Source organism: Sphingomonas oligoaromativorans, assembly GCF_011762195.1.
In the GTDB taxonomy this organism is placed as follows: Bacteria; Pseudomonadota; Alphaproteobacteria; order Sphingomonadales; family Sphingomonadaceae; genus Solisphingomonas; species Solisphingomonas oligoaromativorans.
The window spans coordinates 297,110-323,883 of record NZ_JAASQK010000001.1; the positions used below are offsets into that span (position 1 = coordinate 297,110).

31 protein-coding genes are annotated in these 26,774 nt (G+C 67.7%); 15 read left to right on the forward strand and 16 right to left on the reverse strand.

Annotated elements, in window-relative coordinates; genetic code table 11:
* Positions 1-71 precede the first annotated feature (71 nt).
* Together FHS98_RS01505 and folP are read left to right on the forward strand one after the other, a co-directional pair.
* Positions 72-1,208, forward strand: coding sequence for a site-specific DNA-methyltransferase (locus FHS98_RS01505; RefSeq protein ID WP_167098757.1), 1,137 nt, complete (start codon positions 72-74; stop codon positions 1,206-1,208).
* Positions 1,205-2,329, forward strand: a complete 1,125-nt coding sequence (folP, locus tag FHS98_RS01510; protein ID WP_167098760.1) for a dihydropteroate synthase — start codon at positions 1,205-1,207, stop codon at positions 2,327-2,329. Before FHS98_RS01505 ends, folP begins: the two co-directional genes overlap by 4 nt.
* 174 nt (positions 2,330-2,503) lie before the next feature.
* Here folP and FHS98_RS01515 read toward each other — a convergent pair whose 3' ends face one another.
* Entirely contained in the window at positions 2,504-3,937 is a 1,434-nt protein-coding gene (locus tag FHS98_RS01515) for a sigma-54-dependent transcriptional regulator (protein ID WP_167098762.1), read from the reverse strand.
* 78 nt (positions 3,938-4,015) lie between these two features.
* Between FHS98_RS01515 and FHS98_RS18735 the strand changes: the two genes are divergently transcribed.
* The 6 genes from FHS98_RS18735 (at position 4,016) to FHS98_RS01545 (ending at position 8,414) form a co-directional block, all read left to right on the forward strand.
* Positions 4,016-4,204: an aa3-type cytochrome c oxidase subunit IV gene (locus FHS98_RS18735; protein WP_167098766.1), complete on the forward strand. Its 189-nt coding sequence runs from the start codon at positions 4,016-4,018 to the stop codon at positions 4,202-4,204.
* Positions 4,205-4,210: 6 nt separating this feature from the next.
* Complete coding sequence (locus FHS98_RS01525; protein WP_167098769.1) at positions 4,211-5,335, forward strand: NAD(P) transhydrogenase subunit alpha; 1,125 nt, start codon at positions 4,211-4,213, stop codon at positions 5,333-5,335.
* Between the two features lie 5 nt (positions 5,336-5,340).
* Entirely contained in the window at positions 5,341-5,481 is a 141-nt protein-coding gene (locus FHS98_RS01530; protein ID WP_167098772.1) for a hypothetical protein, read from the forward strand.
* Positions 5,482-5,499: 18 nt separating this feature from the next.
* Entirely contained in the window at positions 5,500-5,793 is a 294-nt protein-coding gene (locus FHS98_RS01535) for an NAD(P) transhydrogenase subunit alpha part 2 (RefSeq protein WP_019833856.1), read from the forward strand.
* Between the two features lie 29 nt (positions 5,794-5,822).
* Positions 5,823-7,238: an NAD(P)(+) transhydrogenase (Re/Si-specific) subunit beta gene (locus FHS98_RS01540; RefSeq protein WP_167098775.1), complete on the forward strand. Its 1,416-nt coding sequence runs from the start codon at positions 5,823-5,825 to the stop codon at positions 7,236-7,238.
* 549 nt (positions 7,239-7,787) lie between these two features.
* A complete protein-coding gene (locus FHS98_RS01545; RefSeq protein ID WP_167098778.1) occupies positions 7,788-8,414 on the forward strand; it encodes a response regulator transcription factor in 627 nt (208 codons plus the stop codon).
* Between the two features lie 6 nt (positions 8,415-8,420).
* On the opposite strand, the gene FHS98_RS01550 is transcribed toward FHS98_RS01545, so the two are convergent.
* From FHS98_RS01550 to flgB, 15 genes are all read right to left on the reverse strand, one after another.
* A complete protein-coding gene (locus FHS98_RS01550) occupies positions 8,421-9,068 on the reverse strand; it encodes a LuxR C-terminal-related transcriptional regulator (RefSeq protein ID WP_167098781.1) in 648 nt (215 codons plus the stop codon).
* Positions 9,069-9,274: 206 nt separating this feature from the next.
* A complete protein-coding gene (locus FHS98_RS01555) occupies positions 9,275-9,982 on the reverse strand; it encodes a hypothetical protein (protein ID WP_167098784.1) in 708 nt (235 codons plus the stop codon).
* A 369-nt stretch (positions 9,983-10,351) separates the two neighbouring features.
* A complete protein-coding gene (locus FHS98_RS01560; protein ID WP_167098787.1) occupies positions 10,352-11,323 on the reverse strand; it encodes a flagellar motor protein MotB in 972 nt (323 codons plus the stop codon).
* Between the two features lie 3 nt (positions 11,324-11,326).
* On the reverse strand, positions 11,327-12,190 hold the full coding sequence (gene motA, locus FHS98_RS01565; RefSeq protein WP_167098790.1) for a flagellar motor stator protein MotA: 864 nt from the start codon (positions 12,188-12,190) through the stop codon (positions 11,327-11,329).
* A gap of 143 nt (positions 12,191-12,333) precedes the next feature.
* The gene (locus FHS98_RS01570) at positions 12,334-13,206 is read right to left on the reverse strand and encodes a flagellin N-terminal helical domain-containing protein (RefSeq protein ID WP_167098793.1); all 873 of its coding nucleotides are present in this window, start codon (positions 13,204-13,206) and stop codon (positions 12,334-12,336) included.
* Between the two features lie 12 nt (positions 13,207-13,218).
* Positions 13,219-14,583 (reverse strand): flagellar hook-associated protein FlgK, encoded by a 1,365-nt coding sequence (gene flgK, locus FHS98_RS01575; protein ID WP_167098796.1) that lies wholly within the window; start codon positions 14,581-14,583, stop codon positions 13,219-13,221.
* A complete protein-coding gene (locus FHS98_RS01580) occupies positions 14,580-14,894 on the reverse strand; it encodes a rod-binding protein (RefSeq protein WP_167098799.1) in 315 nt (104 codons plus the stop codon). The genes flgK and FHS98_RS01580 overlap by 4 nt, the downstream gene beginning before the upstream one ends.
* Positions 14,891-15,985, reverse strand: a complete 1,095-nt coding sequence (locus FHS98_RS01585; RefSeq protein WP_167098802.1) for a flagellar basal body P-ring protein FlgI — start codon at positions 15,983-15,985, stop codon at positions 14,891-14,893. Before FHS98_RS01585 ends, FHS98_RS01580 begins: the two co-directional genes overlap by 4 nt.
* 9 nt (positions 15,986-15,994) lie before the next feature.
* Entirely contained in the window at positions 15,995-16,690 is a 696-nt protein-coding gene (locus FHS98_RS01590; RefSeq protein WP_341786008.1) for a flagellar basal body L-ring protein FlgH, read from the reverse strand.
* Positions 16,687-17,478 (reverse strand): flagellar basal-body rod protein FlgG, encoded by a 792-nt coding sequence (flgG, locus tag FHS98_RS01595; RefSeq protein WP_167098805.1) that lies wholly within the window; start codon positions 17,476-17,478, stop codon positions 16,687-16,689. The genes FHS98_RS01590 and flgG overlap by 4 nt, the downstream gene beginning before the upstream one ends.
* 35 nt (positions 17,479-17,513) lie before the next feature.
* Positions 17,514-18,263, reverse strand: coding sequence for a flagellar basal body rod protein FlgF (locus tag FHS98_RS01600; protein ID WP_167098808.1), 750 nt, complete (start codon positions 18,261-18,263; stop codon positions 17,514-17,516).
* A 33-nt stretch (positions 18,264-18,296) separates the two neighbouring features.
* Complete coding sequence (locus FHS98_RS01605) at positions 18,297-19,610, reverse strand: flagellar hook protein FlgE (protein ID WP_167098811.1); 1,314 nt, start codon at positions 19,608-19,610, stop codon at positions 18,297-18,299.
* Positions 19,611-19,638: 28 nt separating this feature from the next.
* Positions 19,639-20,313, reverse strand: a complete 675-nt coding sequence (locus FHS98_RS01610) for a flagellar hook assembly protein FlgD (protein WP_167098813.1) — start codon at positions 20,311-20,313, stop codon at positions 19,639-19,641.
* The gene (gene flgC, locus FHS98_RS01615) at positions 20,310-20,714 is read right to left on the reverse strand and encodes a flagellar basal body rod protein FlgC (protein ID WP_019833840.1); all 405 of its coding nucleotides are present in this window, start codon (positions 20,712-20,714) and stop codon (positions 20,310-20,312) included. The genes FHS98_RS01610 and flgC overlap by 4 nt, the downstream gene beginning before the upstream one ends.
* Positions 20,714-21,073, reverse strand: coding sequence for a flagellar basal body rod protein FlgB (gene flgB, locus FHS98_RS01620; protein ID WP_167098815.1), 360 nt, complete (start codon positions 21,071-21,073; stop codon positions 20,714-20,716). Before flgB ends, flgC begins: the two co-directional genes overlap by 1 nt.
* Positions 21,074-21,331: 258 nt before the next feature.
* Here flgB and FHS98_RS01625 point away from each other — a divergent pair, with 258 nt between their 5' ends.
* Genes FHS98_RS01625 through flhA form a run of 7 tightly spaced genes read left to right on the forward strand, consistent with a single transcriptional unit; the run spans position 21,332 to position 26,763 of the window.
* Positions 21,332-22,015: a MotA/TolQ/ExbB proton channel family protein gene (locus FHS98_RS01625; RefSeq protein ID WP_167098817.1), complete on the forward strand. Its 684-nt coding sequence runs from the start codon at positions 21,332-21,334 to the stop codon at positions 22,013-22,015.
* On the forward strand, positions 22,012-22,512 hold the full coding sequence (locus tag FHS98_RS01630) for a flagellar motor protein (RefSeq protein ID WP_167098819.1): 501 nt from the start codon (positions 22,012-22,014) through the stop codon (positions 22,510-22,512). The genes FHS98_RS01625 and FHS98_RS01630 overlap by 4 nt, the downstream gene beginning before the upstream one ends.
* A gap of 50 nt (positions 22,513-22,562) precedes the next feature.
* A complete protein-coding gene (locus tag FHS98_RS01635; RefSeq protein WP_167098821.1) occupies positions 22,563-23,114 on the forward strand; it encodes a flagella basal body P-ring formation protein FlgA in 552 nt (183 codons plus the stop codon).
* A gap of 18 nt (positions 23,115-23,132) precedes the next feature.
* The gene (gene flgM / locus FHS98_RS01640) at positions 23,133-23,423 is read left to right on the forward strand and encodes a flagellar biosynthesis anti-sigma factor FlgM (RefSeq protein WP_167098823.1); all 291 of its coding nucleotides are present in this window, start codon (positions 23,133-23,135) and stop codon (positions 23,421-23,423) included.
* The gene (locus FHS98_RS01645; protein ID WP_167098825.1) at positions 23,420-23,743 is read left to right on the forward strand and encodes a hypothetical protein; all 324 of its coding nucleotides are present in this window, start codon (positions 23,420-23,422) and stop codon (positions 23,741-23,743) included. Before flgM ends, FHS98_RS01645 begins: the two co-directional genes overlap by 4 nt.
* Positions 23,744-23,796: 53 nt before the next feature.
* Positions 23,797-24,627 carry a transglycosylase SLT domain-containing protein gene (locus FHS98_RS01650; RefSeq protein WP_167098827.1) on the forward strand — a complete coding sequence of 277 codons (831 nt, stop codon included), beginning with the start codon at positions 23,797-23,799 and terminating at the stop codon, positions 24,625-24,627.
* A 6-nt stretch (positions 24,628-24,633) separates the two neighbouring features.
* Positions 24,634-26,763 carry a flagellar biosynthesis protein FlhA gene (gene flhA / locus FHS98_RS01655; RefSeq protein ID WP_167098829.1) on the forward strand — a complete coding sequence of 710 codons (2,130 nt, stop codon included), beginning with the start codon at positions 24,634-24,636 and terminating at the stop codon, positions 26,761-26,763.
* The last annotated feature ends 11 nt before the right edge of the window (positions 26,764-26,774 follow it).

A 26,774-nucleotide genomic window follows, 5' to 3' on the forward strand; every position in this document is an offset into this window, starting at 1 on the left:
TGACGGGCGAGTCGCGGGGAATCACTTAGCACCCATCTGACAGTGTCAATCGGTGTATAAGGGTTCGCGTCATGGGGCAGTTCGATGTTGGTGCGCAGACGCGCGTGGCTCAGGCGCGGGCTGCCGAGGGCGTTCTGCCGCTCGACCAGATTCTGCGCGACGATTGCGTCCGCGCGATGAAGGCGCTGCCGGACAAGTCGGTCGACTGCATCTTCGCCGATCCGCCCTACAACCTCCAGCTCGGCGGCGATCTGTTCCGCCCGGACGGCAGCCAGGTGGACGCCGTCGACGACGATTGGGACAAGTTCGAAAGCTACGCGACCTACGATCGTTTCACCCGCGCCTGGCTCAAGGAAGCGCGCCGCATCCTGAAGGACGACGGCACGCTGTGGGTGATCGGCAGCTATCACAACATCTTCCGCGTCGGCGCCAATCTTCAGGACGAAGGCTACTGGATCCTCAACGATATCGTGTGGCGCAAGGCGAACCCGATGCCCAACTTCAAGGGAACGCGCTTCACCAACGCGCACGAGACTTTGATCTGGGCGGCGAAATCCGAGGATGCGCGCTACACCTTCAACTACAAGGCGATGAAGGCGCTCAACGACGATCTCCAGATGCGCTCGGACTGGGTGCTGCCGATCTGCTCGGGCGGCGAGCGCCTCAAGGACGATGACGGCGCCAAGGCGCACCCGACGCAGAAGCCGGAAGCTTTGCTCTATCGCATCCTGCTCGCGACGACGAAGCCGGGCGACGTGGTGCTCGATCCCTTCTTCGGCACCGGCACGACGGGCGCGGTCGCCAAGCGCCTCGGCCGCCGCTGGATCGGCATCGAGCGCGAGCCGCGCTACATCCGCGTGGCGCGCGAGCGCATCGCCGCAGCGCTGCCGCTCGACGAGAGCGCGATGATGGTGATGCCGTCGCGCAAGTCGACGCCGCGCGTGCCGTTCGGCGCGCTGGTCGAGGCGGGGCTGCTGGAGCCGGGCGCGGTGCTGATGGATGCCAAGCGCCGCTGGAGCGCCAGTGTCCGCGCTGACAGCTCGCTGACGCATGAGGCGCGCACGGGCTCGATCCACAAGCTCGGTGCCGAGTTGCAGGGCGCGCCGTCGTGCAACGGCTGGACCTTCTGGCACTATGAGCGCAACGGCAAGCTGGAGCCGATCGACACGCTTCGACAGGCCTATCTGGCCAGCCAGCCGGCCGCATGATCTCCGCCGAGATCGCGCGGCGCGGCCGCTCCGCGCGGATCTATCTCCGGCCCACCGGCTTCATCGACGCGCCCTTCGGCTATGACGGGCAGGCGATGCGGCTGGCGGGCGGGCTCGTCTGGTTCGCGATGGTCGAGGTGCTGGCCGCCGATGCGGGTGGGCGCTTCGACCATGCCCTCGTCCCCGTCGAGCGGATCGAGGATTTCGTCGACAGCCTGCCCGAGCCGCAGCGGACCTCCGCCGGGCGGCAGCTCCAGCGTATCACGGCCGATCGCGCGCCGCTGACGCTGGGCGAGCGCGTCATCCGGCTCGACCAGCCGCAGGTGATGGGCATCGTCAACGTGACGCCGGACAGCTTCTCGACCGGCAAGGGCCTGGAGGAGCAGCCCGCCGAGGCGGCCGACAATGCGGTGGCGCTGGCGTCCGCCGGGGCGGCGATCGTCGACATCGGCGGCGAGTCCACCCGCCCCGGCGCCGCGACCGTCTGGGAAGGCGACGAGATCGCCCGCGTCGTCCCCGTGATCGAGCGGCTGAAGGCGAGCGGCACGGCGCTCTCGCTCGACACGCGCAAGGCGGCGGTGATGACGGCCGGGCTCGCGGCGGGCGCGCACATCATCAACGACGTCTCGGCGCTCACCTATGACGGCGAGGCGCTGCGGGTCGTGGCGGCGAGCGACTGCCCGGTGGTGTTGATGCACCATCAGGGCTCGCCCGAGACGATGCAGCAAGACCCGCAATATCGTGACGCGCTGCTCGACGTGTATGACTGGCTGGAGGCCCGGATCGCGGCTGTGACGGCGGCGGGCGTGGCGCGGGAGCGGCTGCTGATCGATCCGGGCATAGGCTTCGGCAAGACGCTGCGCCACAATCTCGCCATCCTGAACGGGCTGTCGCTGTTCCATGCGCTCGGCCTGCCGATCGTGCTGGGCGCGAGCCGCAAGCGGATCGTCGGCGCGCTCTCGGGCGAGGCGGATGTCAGCCAGCGGCTCGGCGGATCGATCACGCTGGCGCTGAAAGGCGCCGCGCAGGGCGTGCAGATATTGCGCGTCCACGACGTGTTCGAGACGGTGCAGGCGCTGCGCGTATGGCGGGGCCTGCGCGACGAGGCGCTGACGCCTTAGGGGGCGTTCGCGCCGTCCTTCCCTTCTTCGTCATCCTGACGGAAGTCAGGATCCATGAACGCGGCGTTCGAGTGGTCGCTCCGCTTGGCGGCGGGCGCGACGGCGATGCGGTTCGCGTGGCGTCGAATGAATCCCGGCCTCCGCCGGGATGACGAAAAGCGGGAGAGGCAGGCCTCAGGCCGCCGTATCGATCCCGAGTTCGCCGAGCTTGCGGTAGAGCGTCGAGCGGCCGATGCCGAGGCGGCGGGCGACTTCGCTCATGCGGCCGCGATAATGGCTGATCGCGTGGCGGATGACGTCGGCCTCGATCTCGTCGAGCGGGCGGAGGTGCCCGTCCGGCGTGTAGAGCGTCACGCCGCCGGACGGCGACACCGGCACGCGATGCCCGAGCCCGTTGCCGCGCGGCTGGCGGCGGCGGGAGAAGCTCTCCTGCGCGATCTGCGGGAAGTCGGCGGTGGTGAGCGACGGCGCGTCGCACAGCACGGCGGCGCGGAACAGCGCGTTCTGGAGCTGGCGGACATTGCCCGGCCAGTCATAGCCGGCGAGCAGCGCCAGCGCGTCGTCGGTGATCTCCAGCTCGCGCAGACCCGGCTGGTGGGCGATGCGATCGAGCAGATGGCGGACGAGCAGCGGCAGGTCGCCCATCCGTTCGCGCAGCGGCGGGATCGCGACATGCACGCCGGCGAGCCGATAGAGCAGGTCTTCGCGGAAGCGCCCGGCGGCGACCTCCTCGGCCAGCGACATGCGGCTGGCGGCGATGATGCGGATATCGACCTCGCGATACCCGCGACTACCGAGCGGCCAGATGCGCCCCGTCTCGATCGTGGCGAGCAGGCGCGCCTGCGTGTCGAGCGCGAGCGAGGAGACGTCGTCGAGGAACAGCGTGCCGCCGTCCGCCTCCACGAACCGGCCGGGCTTGCGCTCGAAGGCGCCGGCGAAGGCGCCGCGCTCATGGCCGAACAGATCCGAATCGATGACGTTGGCGGGGATGGCGCCGCAATCGATCACCACCAGCGGGCGCTGGGCGCGGGGCGAGGCGGCGTGGATCGCCTCGGCGAACATCTCCTTGCCGGTGCCGCGCTCGCCCTCGATCAGCACGGGGATGCGCGCGCGGGCGGCCTTGGCGGCGGTGGCGACCGCCGCGCGGAAGGCGGTGCCCGTGCCGACGATCTCCTCGAAGGGGAGCGGCTGCCACAATTTCTCCGCCATCGGGCGCAGCTCGCCCTCGATCGACTGGCGGTTGGCGGCGGCGTCGAGGGCGGCCAGCAGGCGATCCGGCGCGATCGGCTTCACCAGATAGTCTGTCGCGCCCTGACGCATCGCCTCCACCGCGACGGCGAGGCCCGCCATTTCGGTGAGGATATGGACGGCCTTGTCGGGATGCTGGGCGCGCAGCTCCGCGACCATGGCGGGCGTGTCGTCGCGCTGGTCGATCAGGATCGCCTCGATGGTGCTGCCCTGCGGCGTGGAGAGCGAGGCGAGCGAATCCGGGCCGATATCCGCGACGATCGTCCGCCAGCCGGCGCGGGCGGCGATGGCGGAGACGAGACGCCGCTGGCCGGCATCCTCATCGATCAGCAAAAGGCTTCGGATCGTCTCGCGCGGCATTCCGTTTCCTCTGGAATTGGTCTTGTCGGTAACGTCGTCAGGTAAAGACAGGCTTAATCACCCTACATATGATTAGGCTTGCAGCCCGGATTCAGGCAGGTAGAAATCACCGCACTGCAATCCAGCGAGGCCCCGATGGCAGAAAGCTCCCACGTTGAGATGAATGCTCATCAGCAAACCTATGGCAGTTTCGTCAGGCTGTTGAAATATGGTGCTGCTGCCTGTTTCGTTGCGGCGTTTGTCGTCATCCTGCTCATCGCGAACTGACGGCCGATGGCGAAGATCGGGGCGCTCAGGGAGAGCGCGGCGGGGGAACGGCGGGTGTCCGTCACGCCCGAGACGGTGAAAAAATTCATCGGGCTCGGCGCGGAAGTGGCTGTTGAAGCGGGGGCGGGCGAAGGCGCGTCGATCGCCGACGCGGCCTTCGCGGAGGCTGGCGCCAGGGTCGCGACTCGGGCGGAGGTCATTTCGGGGGCGGATATCCTGCTTGGTGTGCAGGGGCCGGACCCGGCGAGCCTCTCCGGTGTGAAGCCGGGGGCGTGGCTGGCGGCCGCGCTCAATCCGTTCGGCGAGCGGGCGCGGGTGGATGCCTATGCCGCCGCCGGGATCGAGGCGCTGGCGATGGAGTTCATGCCGCGCATCACCCGTGCGCAGTCGATGGACATCCTGTCCTCGCAGTCGAACCTCTCCGGCTACAAGGCGGTGCTGGACGCGGCGGGCGAATATGGCCGCGCCTTCCCGATGATGATGACGGCGGCGGGCACGGTGTCGGCCGCGCGGCTGTTCGTGATGGGCGTCGGCGTCGCCGGGCTCCAGGCGATCGCCACCGGGCGCCGTCTGGGCGCGCAGGTGTCGGCCACGGACGTGCGATCGGCCACCAGGGAACAGATCCAGTCGCTCGGCGCCAAGCCGATCTTCGTCGAGAATGTCGCCGGGATCGAGGGCGAGGGCTCGGGCGGGTACGCCACCGAGATGTCGGCCGAATATCAGAAGGCGCAGGCGGAGCTGGTCTCCAGCCATATCGCCAGGCAGGACATCGTCATCACGACGGCGCTGATCCCCGGACGCCCCGCGCCGCGCCTGATCTCGGACGCGCAGATCGCGACGATGCGGCCGGGCTCCGTGATCGTCGACCTCGCGGTGGAAGCGGGCGGCAATGTCGAGGGCGCGGTGCCCGGCGAGGTGGTCGTGCGGCATGGCGTGAAGATCGTCGGCCATCGCAACGTGCCCTCCCGTCTGGCGGCGGACGCCTCGGCGCTGTTCGCACGCAACCATTTCAACTTCCTCTCCGCCTTCTGGGACAAGGAGAAGGGCGTGCCCGTGCTCGACGAGGAGATCGGCGACGCGATCCGCCTGACGAAGGACGGCAAGGTGGTGAACCCGAGGCTGCTCGGATGAAAGCCATGACGCTGAAGATCGTCGCTGGCGTCCTGTTGCTCGCTTTCGGGCTGCACATGATGGTCGGTGCCGCGACGGGGCCGATGCTGATCGGCGTGGCTCTGATCCTCTGGGCCGTTCGGGACATGCGTTCGATACGACAGTGACGGAATAGGAGCTTGGGAATGGATTTCGTTTCGGTCCTGTCGATCTTCATGCTGGCCTGCTGCGTCGGCTATTATGTCGTCTGGTCGGTGACGCCGGCGCTGCACACGCCGCTGATGTCGGTCACCAACGCGATCTCGTCGGTCATCATCGTCGGCGCGCTGATCGCGTCGGCGGCCGAGGGCTCGACCACGTCGAAATGGCTCGGCCTCGCCGCCGTGGTGCTGGCGAGCGTCAACATCTTCGGCGGGTTCGCCGTCACCGAGCGGATGCTCGCCATGTACAAGAAGAAGGATCGGCCGGCGGCCAAGTGATCCGGCACCGACATCTGGGGGTTTAAGGAATGTCCGAAGCCGTTGCCGTCAATCCGTGGGTGGCGTTCATCTATCTGATCGCGGGGCTCTGTTTCATCCTCGCGCTGCGCGGGCTGTCGAGCCCGGAGAGCAGCCGGCGCGGCAATCGCTTCGGCATGGTCGGCATGGTGCTGGCGGTGGGGACGACGCTCGTCACGCACAAGATCGCCAGCCTGCCCGAGATCGTGGTGGCGATGGCGATCGGCGGCGGCATCGGCTTCGTGGTGGCGCGCCGCATCCAGATGACGGCGATGCCGCAGCTCGTGGCGGCCTTCCACTCGCTGGTCGGCCTCGCGGCGGTGCTGGTGGCGATCGCCGCCTATGCCAATCCGGGCGCGTTCGGCATCCTCGATCTGGCGACCGGGCATATCCACCAGGTCAGCCGGATCGAGATGGGGCTCGGCATCGCGATCGGCGCCATCACCTTCTCGGGCTCGGTGATCGCCTTCCTGAAGCTCAACGGCAACATGTCGGGCAAGCCGATCCTGCTGCCGGCGCGCCATGTCATCAATCTCGGCACGCTGGCGCTGATCGTCGCGCTGATCGGCTATTTCCTCACCGACGACGCGCTGCCCGTCTTCGCCGCGATCACGGCGCTGAGCTTCGTCATCGGCTTCCTGCTGATCGTGCCGATCGGCGGCGCGGACATGCCGGTCGTGGTGTCGATGCTGAACAGCTATTCGGGCTGGGCGGCCGCCGCGATGGGCTTCACGCTGCACAACACCGCGATGATTATCACGGGCGCGCTGGTGGGCTCTTCGGGCGCGATCCTCTCCTACATCATGTGCCGCGCGATGAACCGCAGCTTCATCAGCGTGATCGCCGGCGGCTTCGGCACCGAGGCGGGCGCGTCCGGTGGCGGCGCGGCGATCGACCGGCCGTGGAAGCGCGGCTCGGCCGAGGACGCGGCGTTCCTGATGAAGCAGGCCGAGCAGGTCATCATCGTGCCCGGCTACGGCATGGCGGTGGCGCAGGCGCAGCACGCGCTGCGCGAGATGGGCGATCTGCTCAAGAAGGAAGGCGTGCGCGTGAAATACGCCATCCATCCGGTGGCGGGTCGTATGCCGGGCCATATGAACGTGCTGCTGGCCGAAGCGAACGTCCCCTATGACGAGGTGTTCGAGCTGGAGGACATCAACGGCGAGTTCGCGCAGACCGACGTCGCCTTCGTGATCGGCGCCAACGACGTCACCAATCCGGCCGCCAAGACGGACAAGTCCTCGCCCATCTACGGTATGCCCGTGCTGGATGTGGAGAAGGCCAAGACGGTGCTGTTCGTGAAGCGCTCGATGGGCGGCGTCGGCTATGCCGGTGTCGATAACGAAGTGTTCTACCGCGACAATACCATGATGCTTCTTGCCGACGCCAAGAAGATGGTGGAGGAAATCGTCAAGGCGATGGGCTGACGCCCGCTTCGGACGGGGCGTGCCGATCCGCCTTCCGCATGGGAGGCGGCGGCCCTCGCCTCGTCCCTTGCGCATCGCATCCCGACGAGAATCGCCTCATTCGCCGGCCGTGCCGTCGAAGGCCCGAGCGTGCCGATTCGGCCGCAAAACCAGCCGAACGGATGAGCCTCCATCCCTCTGGAGTAGAGGGGCCATCCAGATGAGATGATCGGGCCATCCGTTATTTCCCCGTTCCAATATCGTCTCGGGGTTCCGTTCATCATTATTCTTTGCCCGAAACAACCCGCGGCCGCCTCTCAAGTTTAGACCAAAGGCCAAATGATTTGTACCGGATGTGGGCACTTGTGACAGATTGGTTGGTTAGCGCCTTGTTACTCGGGGGGCTCCGAGTATATTAATACTTTCGGAGGGCGAACCAGAAACCTCCATGATGTCGGTCGGTTGATGGAGTGTTGCGGAGCGCGTCAGTGGGCTGTCATTCCGGGGGTTGGCATGGCCAAATCTGCGCACATTTCGCTCTTTGGGGATAATGAGATCGCTCGGGAGGGGTTGAAGCGCCTTCTCGTGGAAGGCGGGTTCGAAACGCGCTGCCGGGCGGTGGACGAGATCGGCCGGGTGGCCGGCGAGCTGGACGACGAGCCGGAGCATGTCGTCATCGTCGACGCCCAGTCGGCGGAGGCGGGGCTGATGGCCTGCGCCGCGATCCGGGAACAGCTCAAGGCCGCGCGCATCGTCCTCATCGGCGACGGCTGCGACACCGCGACGGTTCGCCGGTCGCTCACCATGGGCGCGGACGGCTATCTGGCGCGGCAGGTCTCCTATGAGCCGCTGATCCTGATGCTCGAACTGGTGTCGATGGGGGAGAAGATTCTTCCCACCGAATTCGTCGAGGATTTCGCCTCCAACGGCCATGTCGCCGCCGTGGCGAAGTGGGACGACGTGAAAACCCGCAACAATCTCTCCGAGCGCGAGATCGGCATCCTGCGCTGTCTGGTGGAGGGGGATGCCAACAAGGTGATCGCCCGCAAGCTCGGCATCGCGGAGGCGACGGTGAAGGTGCATGTGAAGGCGATCCTGCGGAAGCTCCATGTGCTCAATCGGACGCAGGCGGCGATCTGGGTCGTCAATCAGGGGCTGCTGGAGGAGCATAGCCTGGCGGCCTGCGGCGACGCGTGAGGCCGCTCAGCCTGTCGCCCGCCGGCTGACCGCCCACACCGCCGCCTGCGTGCGGTTGCCGACGTGGAGCTTGCGCAGGATCGCCTTGATGTGGACCTTCACGGTCGGCTCGGCGATGTTCAGGCGGCGGGAGATGACCTTGTTGGCGTCCCCTTCGATCAGGCAGTGCAGCACGCCGACCTCCCGTTGCGAGAGTTGCCGATGATCGGCGATCTCGTTCCAGTCGGGCGGGAGGACGGAGACGTCCGATCCCATCAGATGCTCGATGCAGCGGGTCGGCAATATCTTCTGCCCGGTCAGGATCAGGCGCAGGCTGTGGAGCAGCGCGGCGAAGGGCATGTCGCGCGTCAGGAAGCCGTTGATCCCCGCGGCGAGGCCGTTCTTCACGAAAGCCAGCCGGAAATCCGGGCAGAGCAGCGCGATCGGCGAGAGAGGGAAGCGCCCCCGGTGCCGGAGCCCCATCGCCAGCGCGCCGTCCTCGCCGTCGGCCTCGACGAGCAGGAGGTGATGCGGATCGTCCTGCCCGAGGGGAAGACGCCCCGCTTCCACGAAGGAGAGGCATGCCGCCGAGAGCCCGTTCGAGAGGATCAGGCGCTTCAACCCCTCGCGGCTAAGCTCGCAATTCGAGACGATCGTGATCCGCATTTGGCCCATGGGTGCGCCCCCTTCATGGCTTCGCACGCCGCGCGTTCCGCCGTGTCGCAGGAAGGCCCGCGGCGATGATCGCCCTGGACGCCACTTCCGTGCGCGGTCTTGGAGCGACACGCTCCCACAGGATATCGCTCCTGCGGACAGGATTATGTGCCGTTTGGGCGCATGATTGTTCCGATACGGGACGATGCGCCCGTCCGCACAGGATTTCAGGCGGGGACGGGGGCGCCGATCCCGATCACCGTCCAATGCGGATGGTGCGCGCCGGAAAGCACCTCGCGCAGCAGCAGCGGCGCCACCTGCGCCGTGAGCGACACGTTCATGTCCGCCGGATCGCCGTACATGAGGATGATGGCACCGGAGATGCGGTGATCGGCGAAGGTCCGTTTCGCGGCTTCCCGGCAGCGGGCGACGAGATCCTGCTCATCCTCATATCCAGGCGCGGGGGAGGGGGCATCGGGCGAACCCGCCCAGTGGACCAGCAGCCAGTCCGACAGGCGATCCCGGAGCAGGCGATGCACGCGCAGCATGTGATGGCCGCCGCCATGGGGCAGGCGCACGAAACAGGGCGTCGGCTCCGGCTGGAGGCGGGTGATGAGATCGTCGTCGCGATCCGGCCTGGCGAAGAAGGGTTCGGGCGGAATCCGATCCATGCCGAACGCGTCATAGCCCGGCACATAGAGAGCCTCCCCGTCGTTCGTCAGCGGGCCGGGCCGGGGGTCGGGTCCGATGCAGGCGCCATGCAGGCAGAAGCTGCTGGACACGCCCTGCGCGCGCAGATGATCGACAATCTCGGGCGAGGGGCCATGATCCGGGGCGCTCGCGATCGAAAGACGGGGCGCGTTGCGCTCGGGTGCCGGAATTCCGTGACAGCCGGAGAAGACGCCTTCCAGCGTCCGCTTCATTTTCTCCAACATCGGCGTCCTTCTCCCCCGCCTTCTCCCGGCGGGCGGACGGATCGCACCGCGCCGGGCCATTGTCCGGCGGCTGCCCCTTCGGCCGGCCGGATATGCAGAAACTCGCCCAAGGGCCGATCGGCAGTCCGCGTCACGCGAAGGAGCCCCCCGACGCCCAAGCGTAACGACATGTGCTTACCGGTCTACCGGCTCACCGGGCGTCTGTGCCAATTCGGGGCGGCCCTCTCCATGGGACATGCATCGTCGGAAACGAATCCGATGTTGGGATATCCGCCGATATGCCGGTTTTCCGCCGCTTCTGGCGACAGAGCATGGGGCGATATCCCGAAGGGCTAGGCTGCTCCATCACGGGGAGGCATGGGGCCGCCCTCAATGGGCGTCGAAGCCCCGCCGATCCCCGTCGTCCGGCGCGGCCCCGGCGCCCACCTTCGTCTGCATCGCCTGCACCTGCGCATCGTCGGCGCCGCCGGGCGTCCAGGCGAGCGTGATCGACATGCGGCGGTTGCGCGGATCGTACATGTCCTGCGGCACGAACGGCTCGCGATCGGCGACGCCTTCGATGCGGACGAAGCGATCCGGCGCGACATGACCATCCGCCAGCCGCTTGCGCGTCGCTTCGGCGCGGGCGGAGGAGAGCGTCCAGTTGTTGACCTGACGTCCCGCCGCATAGGGGAGGGCATCGGTGTGGCCGCGCACGATCACGCCGTTGGGCACGCCCGCGATGGTGTCCGCCACCTCGCCGATAAGCTGCGCCGCGCGGGGGACGAGCACGTCCGAGCCGAGCGCGAACATCGAGAAGTCCGCCCCGTCGACGATGTCGATGCGCAGGCCGTCCGGCGTCTCGGTGAAGCGGACATGCGGGGCGAGGCCGGTGAGCGACTTGTTCGCCTGCATCTTCAGCTCGATCTTCTGCTTGAGCTGGCGGAAGCGCTCGCGGTCGCGCGTGCGGATCGCGGCGGCGCCTTCCTTCGGGCCGCCGGTCGCGTCCTTGGGGATGGTGATGCTCTTCGAGCCGGTCTGCGAGGCGCGGTGCGCGTATTTGTCCTTGGCGATGATGCTGTCGCCGCCGAACGCGCCGTTCGATCCGGCCGACTTCTCGCGCATCTCGACGAGCGTGGGCGAGAAATAGTCGGCGATGCCCTTGCGCTGCTTCTCGGTGGTGGCGCCGAGAATCCACAGCAGCAGGAAGAAGGCCATCATCGCCGTCACGAAATCGGCATAGGCGACCTTCCACGCGCCGCCATGATGGCCGCCATGGCCTTCGCCGACGATCTTCTTGACGATGATGATCTTGGCGGGCTCGGCTTCCGGCCGGGCGCGCTTGGGGGCGGCGCTCGCCATCGCTTAACGGCCCCGCATACCGTCGAAGACGTCGGCGAAGGCGGGCTGGTTCGAGTGGCTGATCGAGGAACGCGCCGCCTCGATCACCAGCGGCAGCGGATGGCCGTGGAGCGAGGCGATGATGATCTGCTTCACCACATGATAGATCGCCGCGTCGCTCTCCACCACCTGACGGCAGCGCGACGCGAAGGGGCCGACGATGCCATAGGCGAGCAGCACGCCCATGAAGGTGCCGACCAGCGCCGAACCGATCATCGCGCCGAGGATCGCCGGCGGCTTGTCGATCGAGCCCATCGTCTTCACCACGCCCAGCACGGCGGCCACGATGCCGAGCGCGGGGAGCGCGTCGGCCAGGCTCTGGAGCATGTCGGCGGGGCGGATGTCGTCGTGATGGTGGGTCTTGAGGCTGTTGTCCATCACCTCCTCGACAGCGTGCGGATCGAGCGTGCCCGACGACACGACGACGAGGCGCAGCGTGTCGCAGATCAGGTGGACGAGCGTGTCGTCCTTGAGCAGCTTGGGATAGTCGGCGAACACCGTCGAGGACTTCGGGTCTTCGATATGCGGCTCGACCGCGACCGGGCCGGACGTGCGCAGCATCTTCATCAGCGTCGACACGAGGAAGATCGCGTCGAGATAGTCCTGCTTCTTGTATTTCGGACCCTTGAAGATCTTGCCGATGCCGGCGCCGAACTGCTTCAGCTCCTTCATCGAGTTGCCGGCGATGATCGCACCGACGGCGGCGCCGCCGATGATAATCATCTCGTGCGGCACGGCCTCCATGATCGGGTGCAGATCGCCGCCGGTGAAGGCGAAGCCGCCGAACACCATGACGAGAAGCACGATCAGGCCGATCGCTGCGAACATAAGGCCACTGACTCCCGCGTTGACGCACATTCCGGGCCGGACGCCCATCGCCCGCTTTCCCTGTGGACCCAAGGATAGCGGCCAATCGAAAACGAAATCCTAAGCTAACGCGCCGTTCACCGCGTTTTGCGGTGCGTTTGCGATCAACTGATCTTGTCGAACAGCGACACCTTGTTCATCGACGCCAGCACCGACTGGGCGGCGTTCAGGATCGTCATCTTGCTCGACATTTCCGCATAAGCAGCGGTGGCGTCGGTATCTTCGAGGCCCGATCGCTCGGCCTTGAGGTCCGTCGCCGAGGTGGCCAGCGCATCGCTCGCGGCGTTGAACCGGCCCTCGCGCACGCCCAGGTCGGACTGGGCCATGGAGATATGGCTGGCCGCATCGTCGAGCGCGTTCATCGAGTCATCCATCGCCTGCCGCTGCGCGGTGGGATCGGTTTGCTGGAGCCCGGCGATCGCGCCGCTGATGATGTCGTCGATGCTGACGGTGCTGCCGGCATTGGTGCCCTTGGACAGGGTGACCGATCCGAACACGTCGTCATAGCTGTCCGCCGCGGCGACGGTGGTGTTGCTGCCGATGGGGATCTGCGTGGGTTGCCCATTCTTCGCGAACAGGGCGTTGCCGCTCGAATCCGTCTGGGTCGAGAAGTTCTGGAGATCCTGCTGGAGGCCCTGCAACGAGGTGATGATGGCCTGCCGGTCGCTGTCGCTCATCGTGCCGTTGGAGGCCTGGAGCATCAGCGTCTTGGCCTGCACCAGCGCGTTCTGCACGCCGCTCAGATTGGTATCGAGCAGCGAGGTGATCGCCTGACCCTGCTTGACGTTGGTGGAATAGACGGTCTCGTCGGCCTGCTGGCGCCCGATCTGCGCGATGCGGGCGGCGGCCTGCGGATCGTCGGAGGCGACATGCACCTGGATGCCCGACGAGATATTCGTCTGGAGCTGGGCGATCTGGGATTCGAGCGCCTGCTGCCGCGCGATCTCCGACTGGAGGCTGTACTGGGTGTTGAGCATCGTTCAAATCCCTCAGAACAGATCGAAGATCGACTGCATGGTATCCTTGGCGACCTGGATCACCTTGGCGGCGCCGCTATAGGCCTGCTGATAGCGGATCATCTCGCCGGCCTCCGTGTTGAGGTCGACGCCGGTCAGGGAGTCCCGCGCGGCGAAGGCGGAGTTGCTGGCCGCCGCCGTGGCGGTGTTCTCGGACTGGGCGGCCGAGACCATCTGGCCCTGATCGGTAATCATGCCGGCCCACGTCTTTTCGAGGCCGCTGTCTCCGCGCAGGGACGAGAGGTTGAGCAGATTGCCGTTGCTGGCGGTCGACGACGCGGCGGCGATCGCGCTCGGATCGTTGGTGGTGAGCGTGATCGAGGCGGCGTCGGTGCCGCTCAGCAGGGGCACGCCCGCCGTGCCGGCCGGGTTCAGGCCGGCGGCCTGCCAGTCGTTCACCGACTTCACGAAATCGGTGGCCATCTTGTTGAGCGAATTGCGCCGGTCCGTGACGGTCTGCGCGCTCTCCACCAGGCCGCCCAGCTCGCCGCCTGGCGCGGCGATCGCCTGCGGCTTGCCGGCGGTGACGGCGGAAAGCTGGAGCGCGCCATTGTCGCCCTGTTCGAGCATGAAGCGCGTGCCCGGCAATTGCGAGCTGCTGTTGCCGATGCTGGCGGTGAGCTGGATGCTGCTCGCATTGGCGAGCGTGACGGTGGCGACGCCGCTGTCGTCGAGCTTCACGTTGATGCCGATCTGGCTCGACAGATCGTCGAGGATGCGGTCGCGCTGGTCCATCAGGTCGGCCTGTGCCGAGGAGCCGGCCACCTGATGGTTGAGCGAGGCGTTCACCTTGTCGAGCGCGTCGAGATCGGAGTTGACCGTCTGCACGCTGGTCTGCGCGGCGGTGGCGATGCCGGCGGAGGTCTGCGCGAGCGCGTTCGCGGTGGTGTTGAAGGCCGAGGCGGTCTGGTTCAGCGCGTTCAGGAAGGCCTGACGGTTGCCGGTGTTGCCGGCATCTGCGGCGAGGGCGTTGCCCGCGCTGAAGAAGGCCGTCGCGCTCTGGCCGACGCCGGTGGCGGTGTCGTTGAGCGCGCTTTCCGCATTGCCGAGCCAGGTGGCGCGCGCGTCGGCGCGGCCGGCCTCGCCGGCGGCCGTGCGGGCGACCGCCGCCTGATAATCGTTCCATGACCGCGTGACGGCCACAGTCGACACGCCGCTGAACTCGGGACGGCTGGTGAAATAGAGGCTCGTCGCGTTGGCAGACGTGTTCTGCGCGAACGTCACCGAGCGGCGCGTATAGCCCGGCGTGCTCGCGTTGGTGACGTTGTTGCCGATCGCCGACAGCATGTTGCTGTAGGCGGCGACGCCCGAGGCGCCGATCCCGAGGAGGTCGCTCATGCCTTGGCTCCGCTGGTGGCCGCCGTCCCGCTTTCATGCTCGACGATCGGGGTCATCTGCTTGATGAGCATGTCGGCGATGCCGAGCACGCCCTTCTGCGACATGGAATCGGCCAGCTTGGAATCGGCCATGTCGCGGAACTGGTTCGACGCGTCGCTGTCCAGCATCCCGTCGCCGAGGCCGGCCTGGCGCATCGCGCCGATCATCTGGCGCAGGAACACGGCCTCGAACGCCTGCGCGGCCGACTTCAGCTTCGCTGCCTTCGGGTCCGTCGTGGCGGTCGTGGCGGTGGTGGTGACTGACTGGATCATAGGATGATCAAATCCGCTTTCATGGCGCCGGCTTGCTTCAGCGCTTCGAGGATGGCGACGAGGTCGGCGGGCGAGGCTCCGATGGCGTTCACCGCTTTCACGATGTCGGCCAGGTTGGCGCCCTGGAACTGGAAGGCTGGCGACGACTTCTCCTCCACCGAGATCGCGCTGTTCGGCGTCACCACGGTCTGGCCGCCGGAGAAGGGCGCGGGCTGCGACACCTGCGGCTTCTCGTCGACCTTCACGGTCAGCTTGCCATGGCTGACGGCGGCCGGCGCGATACGGACCGCACCATTGATAACGACCGTTCCCGTCCGGGCATTAACAACCACGCGCGCGGGGGCGTCTGCGGGGGTGACGTTGAGGTCTTCGATCTGGGCCATCAGCGCGGTGCGGCTCTCGGCGCCCTGCGGGGCGGAGACGGCGACCGTCTCGGCGTCGATCGCCTGCGCGCGGCCGGGGCCGATCGCCTGATTGATCGCCATCGCGACACGCTGGACGGTGGTGAGGTCCGCCTCGGAGAGGTTGAAGTTGATGGTGGGCGAGGTGGCGAAGCCGGCGTCGACCGAGCGTTCCACCGTCGCACCGCCGGGGATGCGGCCGGCGGTCGGCACGTTGACGACGACGTTCGAGCCGTCCGCCGCCGAGACGCCGAGCCCGCCGACGGCGAGGTTGCCCTGCGCCATTGCATAGATCTGGCCGTCGGCGCCGACCATCGGCGCCATCACCAGCGTGCCGCCGCGCAAGGACTTGGCCTTGCCGAGCGCGGACACGGTGATGTCCAGCGTCTGGCCGGGCTTGGCGAAGGCGGGCAGGTCGGCGGTGATGAGCACGGCGGCCGCGTTCTTGGTGGCCGGGTTCACGCCCGGCGGAATCTGGAGGCCGAAGCGCGAGGCCACGCCCTTCATCGCCTGCGTGGCATATTCGAGGCTGTCGTCACCCGTGCCGGACAGGCCGACGACGATGCCGTAGCCGGTGAGCTGGTTGGTGCGCAGCCCTTGCCAGGTGCCGAGATCCTTGATCCGGTCGGCATGGGCGGGCGCGGCGGCGAAGCCGACCAGCGCTGCGAAGAGGAGGAAGAGGCGCTTCACGTCAGATCCTCAGAACGGGCTGATGCGCGAGAAGAAGCGGCCGAGCCAGCCCTGCGAGCTGGCGCGCGCGATCTCGCCCTTGCCGGTGTAGGTGATGCGGGCATCGGCCACGCGGGTGGACAATACGCTGTTGGTGGAGTCGATGTCGGTCGAGCGGACGATGCCGCTGATCTGGATCGTCTCGTCGCCGCGATTGAGCGTCAGATGCTTCTCGCCGCGCAGCAGATAGGTGCCGTTCGGATAGATCTGCGCGATCGTGACGGTGATGGCGCCGGTGAGCTGGTTGGACTGCGAGGCCTGCCCCTTGCCGGCGAAGGTGCTGCTGGCGCCGGTCTGCGTGTCGCTCGCTTTGAAGAAGGAGAGCGGGCCGGTCGGCGGCGGCTGGATGCCGATGCTGCCCGAACGATCGGTCGAGGCCGAGTTGGTCTTCTGGGCCTGCGTGCTCTCGACGAGCACGATCGTGACGAGATCGCCCACCATCGCGGCGCGCGCGCCCGACGTCAGCGGGGCATAGCCCATCGACGCCTGGAAGATCGCGCCGTTGGCGACCGGCGTCGGCATCGGCGTGGAGAGCGTCGGCGCATATTCGCTGATCTTCGGCTTCTTGTCCTTGTGCGCCACGGCCGGGGCCGCGACGAGCACGAGGGCCAGCGCCGTGCAGGAAGCGCGAAGGGTGGGGGTGAGCGTCACGGTTGCGCCGATCACATGTTCTGGTTGGCGAACTGGAGCATCTCGTCCGTCGCCTTAATCATCTTGGAATTCACCTCGTAGGCGCGCTGGGTCTCGATCATGTCGACCAGCTCCTGCGTGACGTCGACGTTGGATGCTTCGAGCGAGCCCTGCGTGAGCGTGCCGCGGCCGTCCACGCCGGCATCGCCGAGCTGAGGCGTGCCCGACGCCTGCGTCTCGACGAGCAGGTTGTTGCCGATCGCCTGAAGGCCGGTCGGATTGACGAAGCTGGCGAGCTGGATCTTGCCCAGCTCGGTCGGCTGCGCGGAGTTGCTGGAGGAGGTGGCGGTCACGGTGCCGTCGGCGCCGATCACCACCTTGTCCACGCCTTCCGGCACCTGGATGTTCGGGATCAGCGGGCGGCCGTCCGCGGTCGTCACCTGGCCTTCCGGCGACAGCGTGAAGCTGCCGTCGCGGGTGTAGGCGATGGTGCCGTCGGGCTGCTCGATCTGGAAGAAGCCGGCGCCGTTAATCATGAGATCGTATGTGCCGCCGGTCTGCTGGGTCGCGCCCTGCGTGTCGGTGCGCGACGTGCCGGTGATCTGCACGCCGCCGCCCAGCGCCATGCCCTGCGTGTACTTGTCGTCGCCCGACGAGGTCGCGCCCGGTGCCGTCAGATACTGGTAGGCCAGCGTCTGGAAGTTCGCACGGTCGCGCTTGAAGCCCGTCGTGTTCACGTTCGAGATGTTGTTCGCGATGACCTGCATACGCTCCTGCTGAGCGTCGAGGCCGGTGCGGGCGACATGGAGGGCGGCGTTCGTCATGGTCGTCTATCCTTGTTCAGGCCGGCGGCGGCCGATCAGTCCTGCACGTTCATCAGCTCGGCGGAGGAGGTATCCATCTCCTTCGCGCCGGAGAGCATCTTCACCTGGGTTTCCCAGGCGCGGCTCGCATCGATCATGTCGGTCAGCGTCTTGGTGACGTTCACGTTCGAGCCTTCGAGCGCGCCGGAGGTGACGCGCGCATTGGGATCGGAGGGCAGGGCGCCGTTGTTGGCGACGTGGAAGAGCCCGTCCTCGCCCTTCGCGATCTGGGAGCCCGTCGCGGAGACGAGCTTCAGATGATCGGTCTGCACCGGGTTCGCCGGATCGCCGCCCTGCGGCACGATCCAGATCACGCCGGTCTTGTCGATGGTGACCTTGTCGGCCGGCGGCAGCGTGATCGGGCCGCTGTCGCCCATCACCGGCAGACCGTCGCCGGTGGTGAGCAGGCCGCTCTGCGAGACCTGAAGGTCTCCGCGGCGGGTATAGGCCTCGGTGCCGTCCTTGGCCTGGACGCCGAGCAGCGCCTCCCCATCGAGCGAGATGTCGAGATCCCGCCCGGTGGAGACGCTGGCGCCGGCGGCCATGTCGGGGCTGTCCTTGCTGTCGGCCGCCTGGGCGCGCGCGGTGACGGCGCCGTCGCCCGTGCCCAGATACACCGCCTCGCTGTTGGTGAGATCGCCCCGGAAGCCGACGGTGTTGACGTTGGCGAGGTTGTTCGCCGTCATCGCCTGCTTCTGCATCAGGGTGCGCATCGCCGAAAGCGAGGTGTAGATCAGCCGATCCATCGTTTCAGTCCCGTGCCTGTCCCGCCGCCATCATCACTGCATGTTGAGGATGGAGGAGATCATCTGCTTGTCGGTGTCGATCGCCTTGGCGTTCGCCTGGAAATCGCGCTGCGCCGAGATCAGGTTGACCAGCTCGGTGGTGAGATCGACGTTCGACATCTCCAGCTCGCCCGACGAGATGGTGCCGCGCCCGTCGCTGCCGGCCTCGCCGATCTCGGGGTCGCCGCTGGTGCCGGACGCCGTCCAGGTGGTGTTGCCGACCTGGTGCAGGCCCGACGGATTGTTGAAGTTGGCGACCGCGATCTTGCCGAGCGCGATGGTCGAGCCGTCCGAATAGGAGGCGGTGACCAGGCCCTTCTCGTCGATCGCGAGGGTGGAGAATTTGCCGGTGGTCGAGCCGTCCTGATAGGAGGAGACGGCCGAGAAGGCGTAGGCGCCCTGCTTGGTGGCGCTGCCATAGTCGACGCTGATCGTCAGCGGCGCGACGGCGCCCGTCGGCGAGACCGAGTCATAGGCGGTGTTCGACGGGTTCGGGGCGGTCATGACGCCGTTCTCGTCGAAGGTGAGCTTCAGCGGCGTGTCGGCCGGCGTGGCGCCGGCGGGGAAGACTTCCTTGTCGCCGACATACATGTGGGCGGTCCAGTCGCTCGTCGTGGTCGAGCCGTCGGCGGCGGGCGCCGTGTCGCGGACATAATAGACCGTCGCCGGGATCGCGTTGCCGGCCGAGTCATAGACCGTCATCGACGTCGCGTTGTTGTAGCTGTTCGGATCCTTCGGATCGAACTTGTAGGGTTCCGACGCTGTGTAGACCGAACGGTCCGCCGGCAGGTCGGCATCCGACGGGAAGGTCATCGACAGGTCCATCTGGCTGGTCGCCTTGGGGCTGCCGTTGGTCGCCGGGATATGGAGGCTCTGGAGCGCGCCGAGGCCGGTGGCCGTCACGTTGCCGAGCGGATCGACCGGCAGCACCTGCACATTGTTGCCGTTGGAATCGACCACGTCGCCGTTGCCGAGCGGGCTGAAGCTGCCGTTGCGGGTGTAGCTCACCTGCGCGCCGGTGCCGGCCGACTTGGTGATGAAGAAGCCGCCGCCCGAGAGCATCAGGTCGAGCGTCTGGCTGGTCGTCTCCTGCGAGCCCTGCGAGAATTGCTGGGTGACGCCCTTGAGCTTGGTGCCCGAGCCGATCACCGAGGACGCCGCCTGCTGCGGCGAGGACGAGATCAGGTCGCCGAACTGCGCGTAGCTCGCCTTGAAGCCGACCGTGCCGACATTGGCGATGTTGTTCGACGTCACGTTGAGGTTGGTCTGGGCAGCGTTGAGGCCCGAGAGCGAGGTGTAGAAGGACATGGGATCAGCTCCTCAGTCGTAAAAGGGATCAGGAGAGGCTCAGCACGTCGGCGGGAGCGACGGTGCCGAGCGAGGTGGAGATCTGCGCGGCGCTGCCGCCGGCGGGCGACTGGACGCCCGTCACCGTTGCCCACACGGCGGTCGCGGGCGCGGTCTGGCCCGAAGCGGTGGCGGCGGAGACCACGACCTTGAGCGGGCCGGTGGAGGCGGTGCCGTCGGGCAGCTTGCCGTCCCACGAGAAATCCACCACGCCGGCCTTCTGGCCGTTGTAGGTCTTGGACCAGACCGTGTTGCCATTGGCATCGACGAGGCTGAGGTTCATGCTCGTCGCGTCGTCGGAAAGCGCGATCTCGCCGCCGTAGCTGCCGTCGGACAGAGGCTGGGCGGTGGAGGATTCCACCAGCGCCTTCTTGCCGATCCAGCTCGCCGCGTCGCCGATCCGGTTGCCGGTCAGCTCGGTGGTCATGTCCTTCAGCGACTGGTTCATCTCGGTGATGCCCGAGACGGTCGACATCTCGGTGAGCTGCTGCACCATGGTGCTCGTGTCCATCGGCGCGGTCGGATCCTGCTGCGTCATCTGGGTGGTGAGCAGCTTCAGGAAACCCGCCTGGTCGATGCCCGAACTCGCCGTGGAGGCGGCCGCCGCGGGCGGGGTGATGCTCGCGAACGGATTGGTGCTGGTGGTGCTGGTGGTGCTGGTCATTTTTCGATCCGCAGAGTGTCGAGGGTCAGCGTCTTGGCGGTCTGCATGACCTGGACGTTGTTCTGGTACTGGCGCTGGGTGTCGATCATATCGACCAGCTCCGCCGCGCTATCGACGCCCGCATCCCAGACGTCGCCATTCTTGTCGGCGAGCGGGTTGGACGGATCGTGGCGGCGGGTCGGCTCGGTGTTCGACTGGACGACCTGGTCGACGCGCACGGTCGACACGCCCGGCGCGTCGGACACCTGCGAGAACACCGGCTTCAGCGCGCGGAACGCGCCTTCCTTGGTGGTCGAGACGGTACCGGCATTGGCCATGTTCGACGCGACCGTGTTGAGACGCACGACCTGCGCGGACATCGCCCGGCTGGCGATGTCGAAGACCGACATGGAGCCGCTCATCAGCTATCTCCCTTGAGCGCCTGCATCACCGTGTCGACACGGCCCTGCAGGAAGGTGAGCGTCGCCTTGTAGGCGACGGCGTTCTCGGCGAACTTGGTCTGCTCGACCGGCAGCTCGACGGTGTTGCCATCGATCGACGCCTGGACGGGCACGCGATAGCCGAGCGCATCCTGAGCGGCATCCGAGGTGGACTGGGCGTTCGTGCCGGTCGCACTGTCGAGCGCCTTGGCGAAATCGAAGTCGCGCGCCTTGAAGCCGGGGGTGGCGGCGTTGGCGATGTTCGAGGCGAGCATCGCCATGCGCTGGGACCGAAGCTCCAGCGCGGCGCCATGGATGCCGAAGAGTGCATCGTTGCTCATGAGATTTCTTTCGTCCCACCTCTAAACTTTCGCCCCGAGCGGCCGTCCTTGGGATTGAAAGGCCCGACCACGAGGGTTCGTCCATGCTTGATGCAATGGGCGTGCCAACTCGCCGGAGCCATCGGGAGGCCGGGACTTTCCGGGCAATGACGACAGGGGCGGCAAGCCTTTGCCGGCAGGCGGCAAATTTTTGCCGGTCGCTTTGCCGTGCCTCGGTGCGACGGGCGGGGCATCGGCTACAGGAAGGGGGCAGGGCCTGTGAACGTCGCGATTTTCCTCGATCCGGTCGCTATTCTGCTGGTTTTCGGCGGGGCGGTGCTGGTGGCGGCGATGCGCTCCACCTTCCATGATATGGGCCGCGCGATCGCCGCGCTGGGGCCGCTCTTCCGCAGCCGCCCCGAGGCCGAGGCGCAGGCCGTGCGCGTCGCCGTCAACCGCATCGTCGAGCGCGCGAGCCTCACCGGCATCGCGACGGCCGATCGCGTGCCGGTGGTCGAGCGCTTTCTGGCGCACGCGGCGGCGCAGCTCTCCGATGTCCGCGAGCCCGGCCGCCTGCTCAGTTGGGGCAGCGACGAACTCGCGCGCCGGGCCGAGCGCCATGCGGCGGTCCATGCGGTGTGGCGGGCGATGGCGGATGCTGCGCCCGCGATGGGAATGATCGGCACGGTGATCGGCCTGATCCGCATGTTTTCCGCGCTCGAAGACCCGACCCGCATCGGGCCGGGCATGGCGCTGGCGCTGCTCACCACGCTCTATGGCGTGATCGTCGCCAACTGCGTCGCCGGGCCGGTCGCCGCCCGTCTGGAGCGGCTGAGCCGCGCGGAGCTGCTGTGGCAGAAGGAGGCGCTCGACAAGCTCTCGACGGTCGCGCGCGAGGAACTGATGGGGCCGCTGGAGACGCGGGTGTCGCGCATCGAGGCGCGGCTGCGCGTCGTCAAATGAGGTTGCCCATCCTGTCCTCGGGCACCTCGCCGAACGGCGCGCGCTGGGCGACGAGCTTCGCCGACCTGTGCCTCGTGCTGCTGGCATTCCTGCTGCTTTTGCAGGCGCATAGGGGCGATCCGGCGTTGCTGGGCGCGAGCATCCGCTCGGCTTTCGGCGCGCCCTCCATGCCTTCGCTCGACGAGCAGGCGGCGCCGCTGTTCCAGCCCGGCGAGGCGGTGCTGCTGGACGATGCCCGCGCGCACTTCACCGCGCTCGGCCGGGAGGCGGCGAGCGGCCATTATCTCGTCCATGTCGAGAGCGTCGGCACCGACGGCCATGCCCAGCGCTTCGACGCCTGGGAGCTGGCCGCGGCGCGCACCGCCTCGATCGCGCGGGCGATCCAGTCCGGCGGGCTGGAGGCCGGCCGCATCGACCTTTCCATCGACGGAACCGGCCCCGTCGCGGCGGGGCGCGGCCAGCATGTCCGCGTCACGATGGTCGCGCATAAGGGTTAAACTGGCACGCCTCTTGCTTGAAATGCGCCCGTATGACGGGAGCATCTTTCATGGCACGCAAGGCTTTGGCCTTCTTCCTGCTGCTGGGGGCGTCGGCTGCGGCTCATGCCGCCACTGACGCCAGCGGTTTCGAGGATCTCGACAAGCTCGAAGGCCGCCTCGTGGGCGCGCTGGACGTGGAGGTCGGCAAGCCCGGCGGCCCGCTGACCCATCTCGACCGCCGGCTGAAGCTGAAGCCGTGCCCGGTTCCCGCCACCATCGATCCGCCCGCGCTGGGCGCCGTGGCGCTGCGCTGCGAGCCGCTCGGCTGGCGCATCCGCGTGCCGCTGATGAAGGCGCCGGGCCAGACGGCCACGGCGGCCGGCGGTGCCGTCATGCCCGTGGCCGCGCGGGCGATGCCGGCGCTCGGCCCGGCCGTCATCAAGCGCGGCGACCCCGTCGAACTCGCCGCCACCGACAACGGCTTCACCGTCACCACCGAAGCGGTGGCGCAGGAGGACGGGCGCGTCGGTGGCCGTATTCGCGTGAAGCCCGTCGACAAGGGCGCCATCGTCGTCGGCGAGGTGGTCGATACCGGCCGCGTTCGCGTGACCAGCTTCTGATCCCGGAGGGGCAGCATCATGATTAACGGTATCGGCCTTTCGACCGGCGGTTCGCTCGCCGGCATCGGGGGGAAGACCGCCACCCAGCGCGGCGAGGGCGCCCAGCGCGTCACGCCGGCGCAGACCTCCTCGATCGAGGATCGCGCGGCCGTTTCCACCACCAGCGCGCAGATGGTGGCCGAGGGCGCGCCCGTCGATCTCGATCGCGTGGCCTCGCTCCGCGCCGCGATCAAGTCGGGTCAGTATCGTCCCGACGCCAGGGCGATCGCCGGCAGCATGATCCAGAGCGACATGGGGGCCGGCCTGTGAGCACGGCGCCTCTGGAAGCCCTGATCCATGCCCAGCGCGCGCTGATCGCCGCGCTCGACGCCGACGATGTCGACGCCATCTCCGCGCAGACCGTCGCGGTCGACGAGGCGCTGGTCCGCATCCGGGCGCTCAGCCCACGCTTCACGGGCGCCGAGGCCAAGGCGCTCGTCGGCGAGTCCATCACGCTGGCGGATGCCGCGCGCATCCGCGTGAACGTGCTCGCCGACATGACGACCCGCCGCCTGACCCGCCTCGCGACGGCGACCGGCAAGGGCAATGCCGCCCCCACCTACGGGCGCAACGGCCGGCTTGGTCGATAGGCGGAAAGTGGCACGGAGTTTGCTTAAATCTCCGTGTTAACCAAGGGAACGACATGACGCTGACCATCATTCGCGGCAATGGAGAGACGGGAGGGACGGGGCCGATCGGCGGCCGCGTCCAGAACGCCATCGCCTCCGCGTCGGCCAGCACGGGCGTCAACTTCGGTTATCTCTATCATCAGGCCCGCATCGAGAGCGGCTTCAACCCGAACGCGAAGGCGAGCACCTCGAGCGCATCCGGCCTCTACCAGTTCACGACGCAGACCTGGCTCGGCGTCCTCAAGAACCATGGCGCGGAGCATGGCCTGAGCTGGGCCGCCAACGCGATCACCAAGGGTTCGGACGGGCATTATTATGTGTCCGACGACACGACCCGTCAGGAAATTCTGGCGCTGCGCCAGAACCCGGAGACATCGGCCGCGATGGCGGGCGAATATGCCTCCGACAATAAAGATGTGCTGGAGGCCAAGCTCGGCCGTGAGGCGAACTCCACCGATCTCTATATGGCGCACTTCCTCGGGCCGGCGGGCGCGACCCGCTTCCTGAAGGCGAAGGATGCCAACCCGGATCAGGCGGCCGCCTCGGTGATGCCGGCCGCCGCGCGCGCCAATCGCTGGGTGTTCTACGATAAGTCCGGCAATCCGCGCAGCCTGGAGCAGGTCTATGAGCGCTTCGCCTCGCGCTTCAACCAGTCGACACCGGCCGCCCCGGCGCCGAGCGGCAGCCCGGCGGACAGCCCGTCCGATCTCGCGCAGATGCAGCTCGCCGCGCTGAACGGAACCAGCGACGGCACCAGCCCGCTGCCGACCGCGCAGAGCCTTCTGACCCCGAGCCCGCAGACCGCGCGGCTCGCCTACCTCATGCTCGCATCCCTCGGAGTCTGACGATCAATGGCCGCGACCGCGATCAACAAGCGTGTGTGGATGGATGCGAGCAAGGGCGCGATCCTGCCGATCGCCTCGCTGATGCTCATCGCGCTGATGGTGGTGCCGATGCCCGCCATCATGCTGGACATCGGCTTCATAGCGAACATCGTGATCTCGCTCGCCGTGCTGATGGTGGCGCTGAACGCCGCCAAGCCGCTCGACTTCTCGGCCTTCCCGACGGTGCTGTTGTTCACCACGCTGCTGCGGCTCTCGCTCAACGTGGCCTCGACGCGCGTCGTGCTGGTCCACGGCCATGAGGGCGCGGGCGCGGCCGGGCATGTCATCGAGTCCTTCGGCAGCTTCCTGATCGGCGGCAATTACGCCGTCGGCATCTTCGTCTTCGCGATCATCATGATTATCAATCTGGTGGTCATCACCAAGGGCGCGGGCCGCGTGTCCGAAGTGTCGGCGCGCTTCACGCTCGACGCGATGCCCGGCAAGCAGATGGCGATCGACGCCGATCTGAACGCCGGCCTGCTCACCCCGGACGACGCCAAGAAGCGCCGTCAGGAAGTCGCGACCGAAGCCGATTTCTACGGCTCGATGGACGGCGCCTCGAAGTTCGTGAAGGGCGATGCCGTCGCGGGCGTGCTGATCCTCGCGGTCAACATCGTCGGCGGGCTGATCCTCGGCGTGCTGAGCCACTCGATGGCGATCGGCGACGCCGCCAAGACCTACGTCCAGCTCGCCATCGGCGACGCGCTGGTGGCGCAGATTCCGGCGCTGCTGCTCTCGATCGCGGCGGCCTCGATCGTCACCCGCGTCAGCTCGCCGCTCGATCTCGGTGGGCAGATCAGCAGCCAGTTCGGCTCGGCCAAGGCGTGGACGCCGGTGGCCGCGATCCTCACCATCCTCGGCGTGCTGCCGGGGATGCCGCATGTCGTCATCCTGCCGGCGGCCGCGGCCTGCGCCTATATCGCGTGGAAGCTGCGCGGCGCCGATGCGCTCCGCAAGGCCGAGGCCGAGCTGGCCGCCAAGGCTCCGCCGCCGGCGCCCGCCAATCCGAGCGCGATCGGCTGGAACGAGGTGTCCGACGACGCTCCGCTCGGCCTGGAGATCGGCTATGGCCTCGTCAGCCTCGTCGACGAGCGCAAGGGCGCGCCGCTGATGGCGCGGATCACCGGCATCCGCCGCCAGCTCTCCAAGGAACTGGGCTTCGTGATCCCGCTGGTGCGCGTGCGCGACAATATGAATCTGGCGCCCAACGCCTATCGCATCACCGTCGCCGGCGTCGTGGTGGGCGAGGACGAATGCCACCCGTCCGACCTGCTCGCGCTCGACAGCGGCGATCTCGCCGCGACGGTCGAGGGCCGCAAGGCGAAAGACCCGACCTTCGGCCTCGACGCCGTGTGGATCTCGCCCGACAAGCGCGGCGAGGCTGTGATCGCGGGCTATACGGTGGTGGATGCTTCCACCGTGCTGGCCACGCACCTGAACCAGCTCATCCTGAACTCGGCCTCCGACCTGTTCGGCATGGACGAGGCGCAGAAGCTGCTCGATGCGCTCAAGGAGACGTCGCCGCAGCTCGTCACCGGGCTGACGCCCACGCCGCTGTCGCTCTCCGCCATCGCCGCGCTCTGCCGCGCGCTGCTGTCCGAGGGCGTGCCGCTCAAGGATTTCCGCCGCATCGCCGAGGCGATGGCGGATGCCGCCCGCGAGGAGAGCGATCCGGTCCAGATCGTCGAGCAGGTCCGCCGCCGGATCGGCGCGCTGATCGTGCAGACGCTGGTGCCGGTCAGGATGCCGCTGCCGGTGGTGACGCTCGACGCGGGCCTTGAGAGCCTGCTGACCCAGGCGGTGCGCAGCGGCCCGAACGCCAATCACCCGATCGAGCCGGCGCTCGCCAGCCGCATCGTGCAGGCGGTGAGCGAGGCGGCCGCGCCGCTGGTGGGCGAGGCGAGGCGCTTCGCCATCGTCACCTCGCCGATCGCGCGCCGCGCGCTGGGCCGCCTGCTGCGCCCGCATCTGTCGGACGCGCCGGTTCTCTCCTTCCTCGAAATCCCGGACGGCAAGCCCGTCGAGGTGGTGGCGGTCGTCGGCGGCAAGCCGGCGCAGGTCACCCAGCAGCATCGTGAAGCGGAGATGGTCCGTTGAACGCCGAAGCC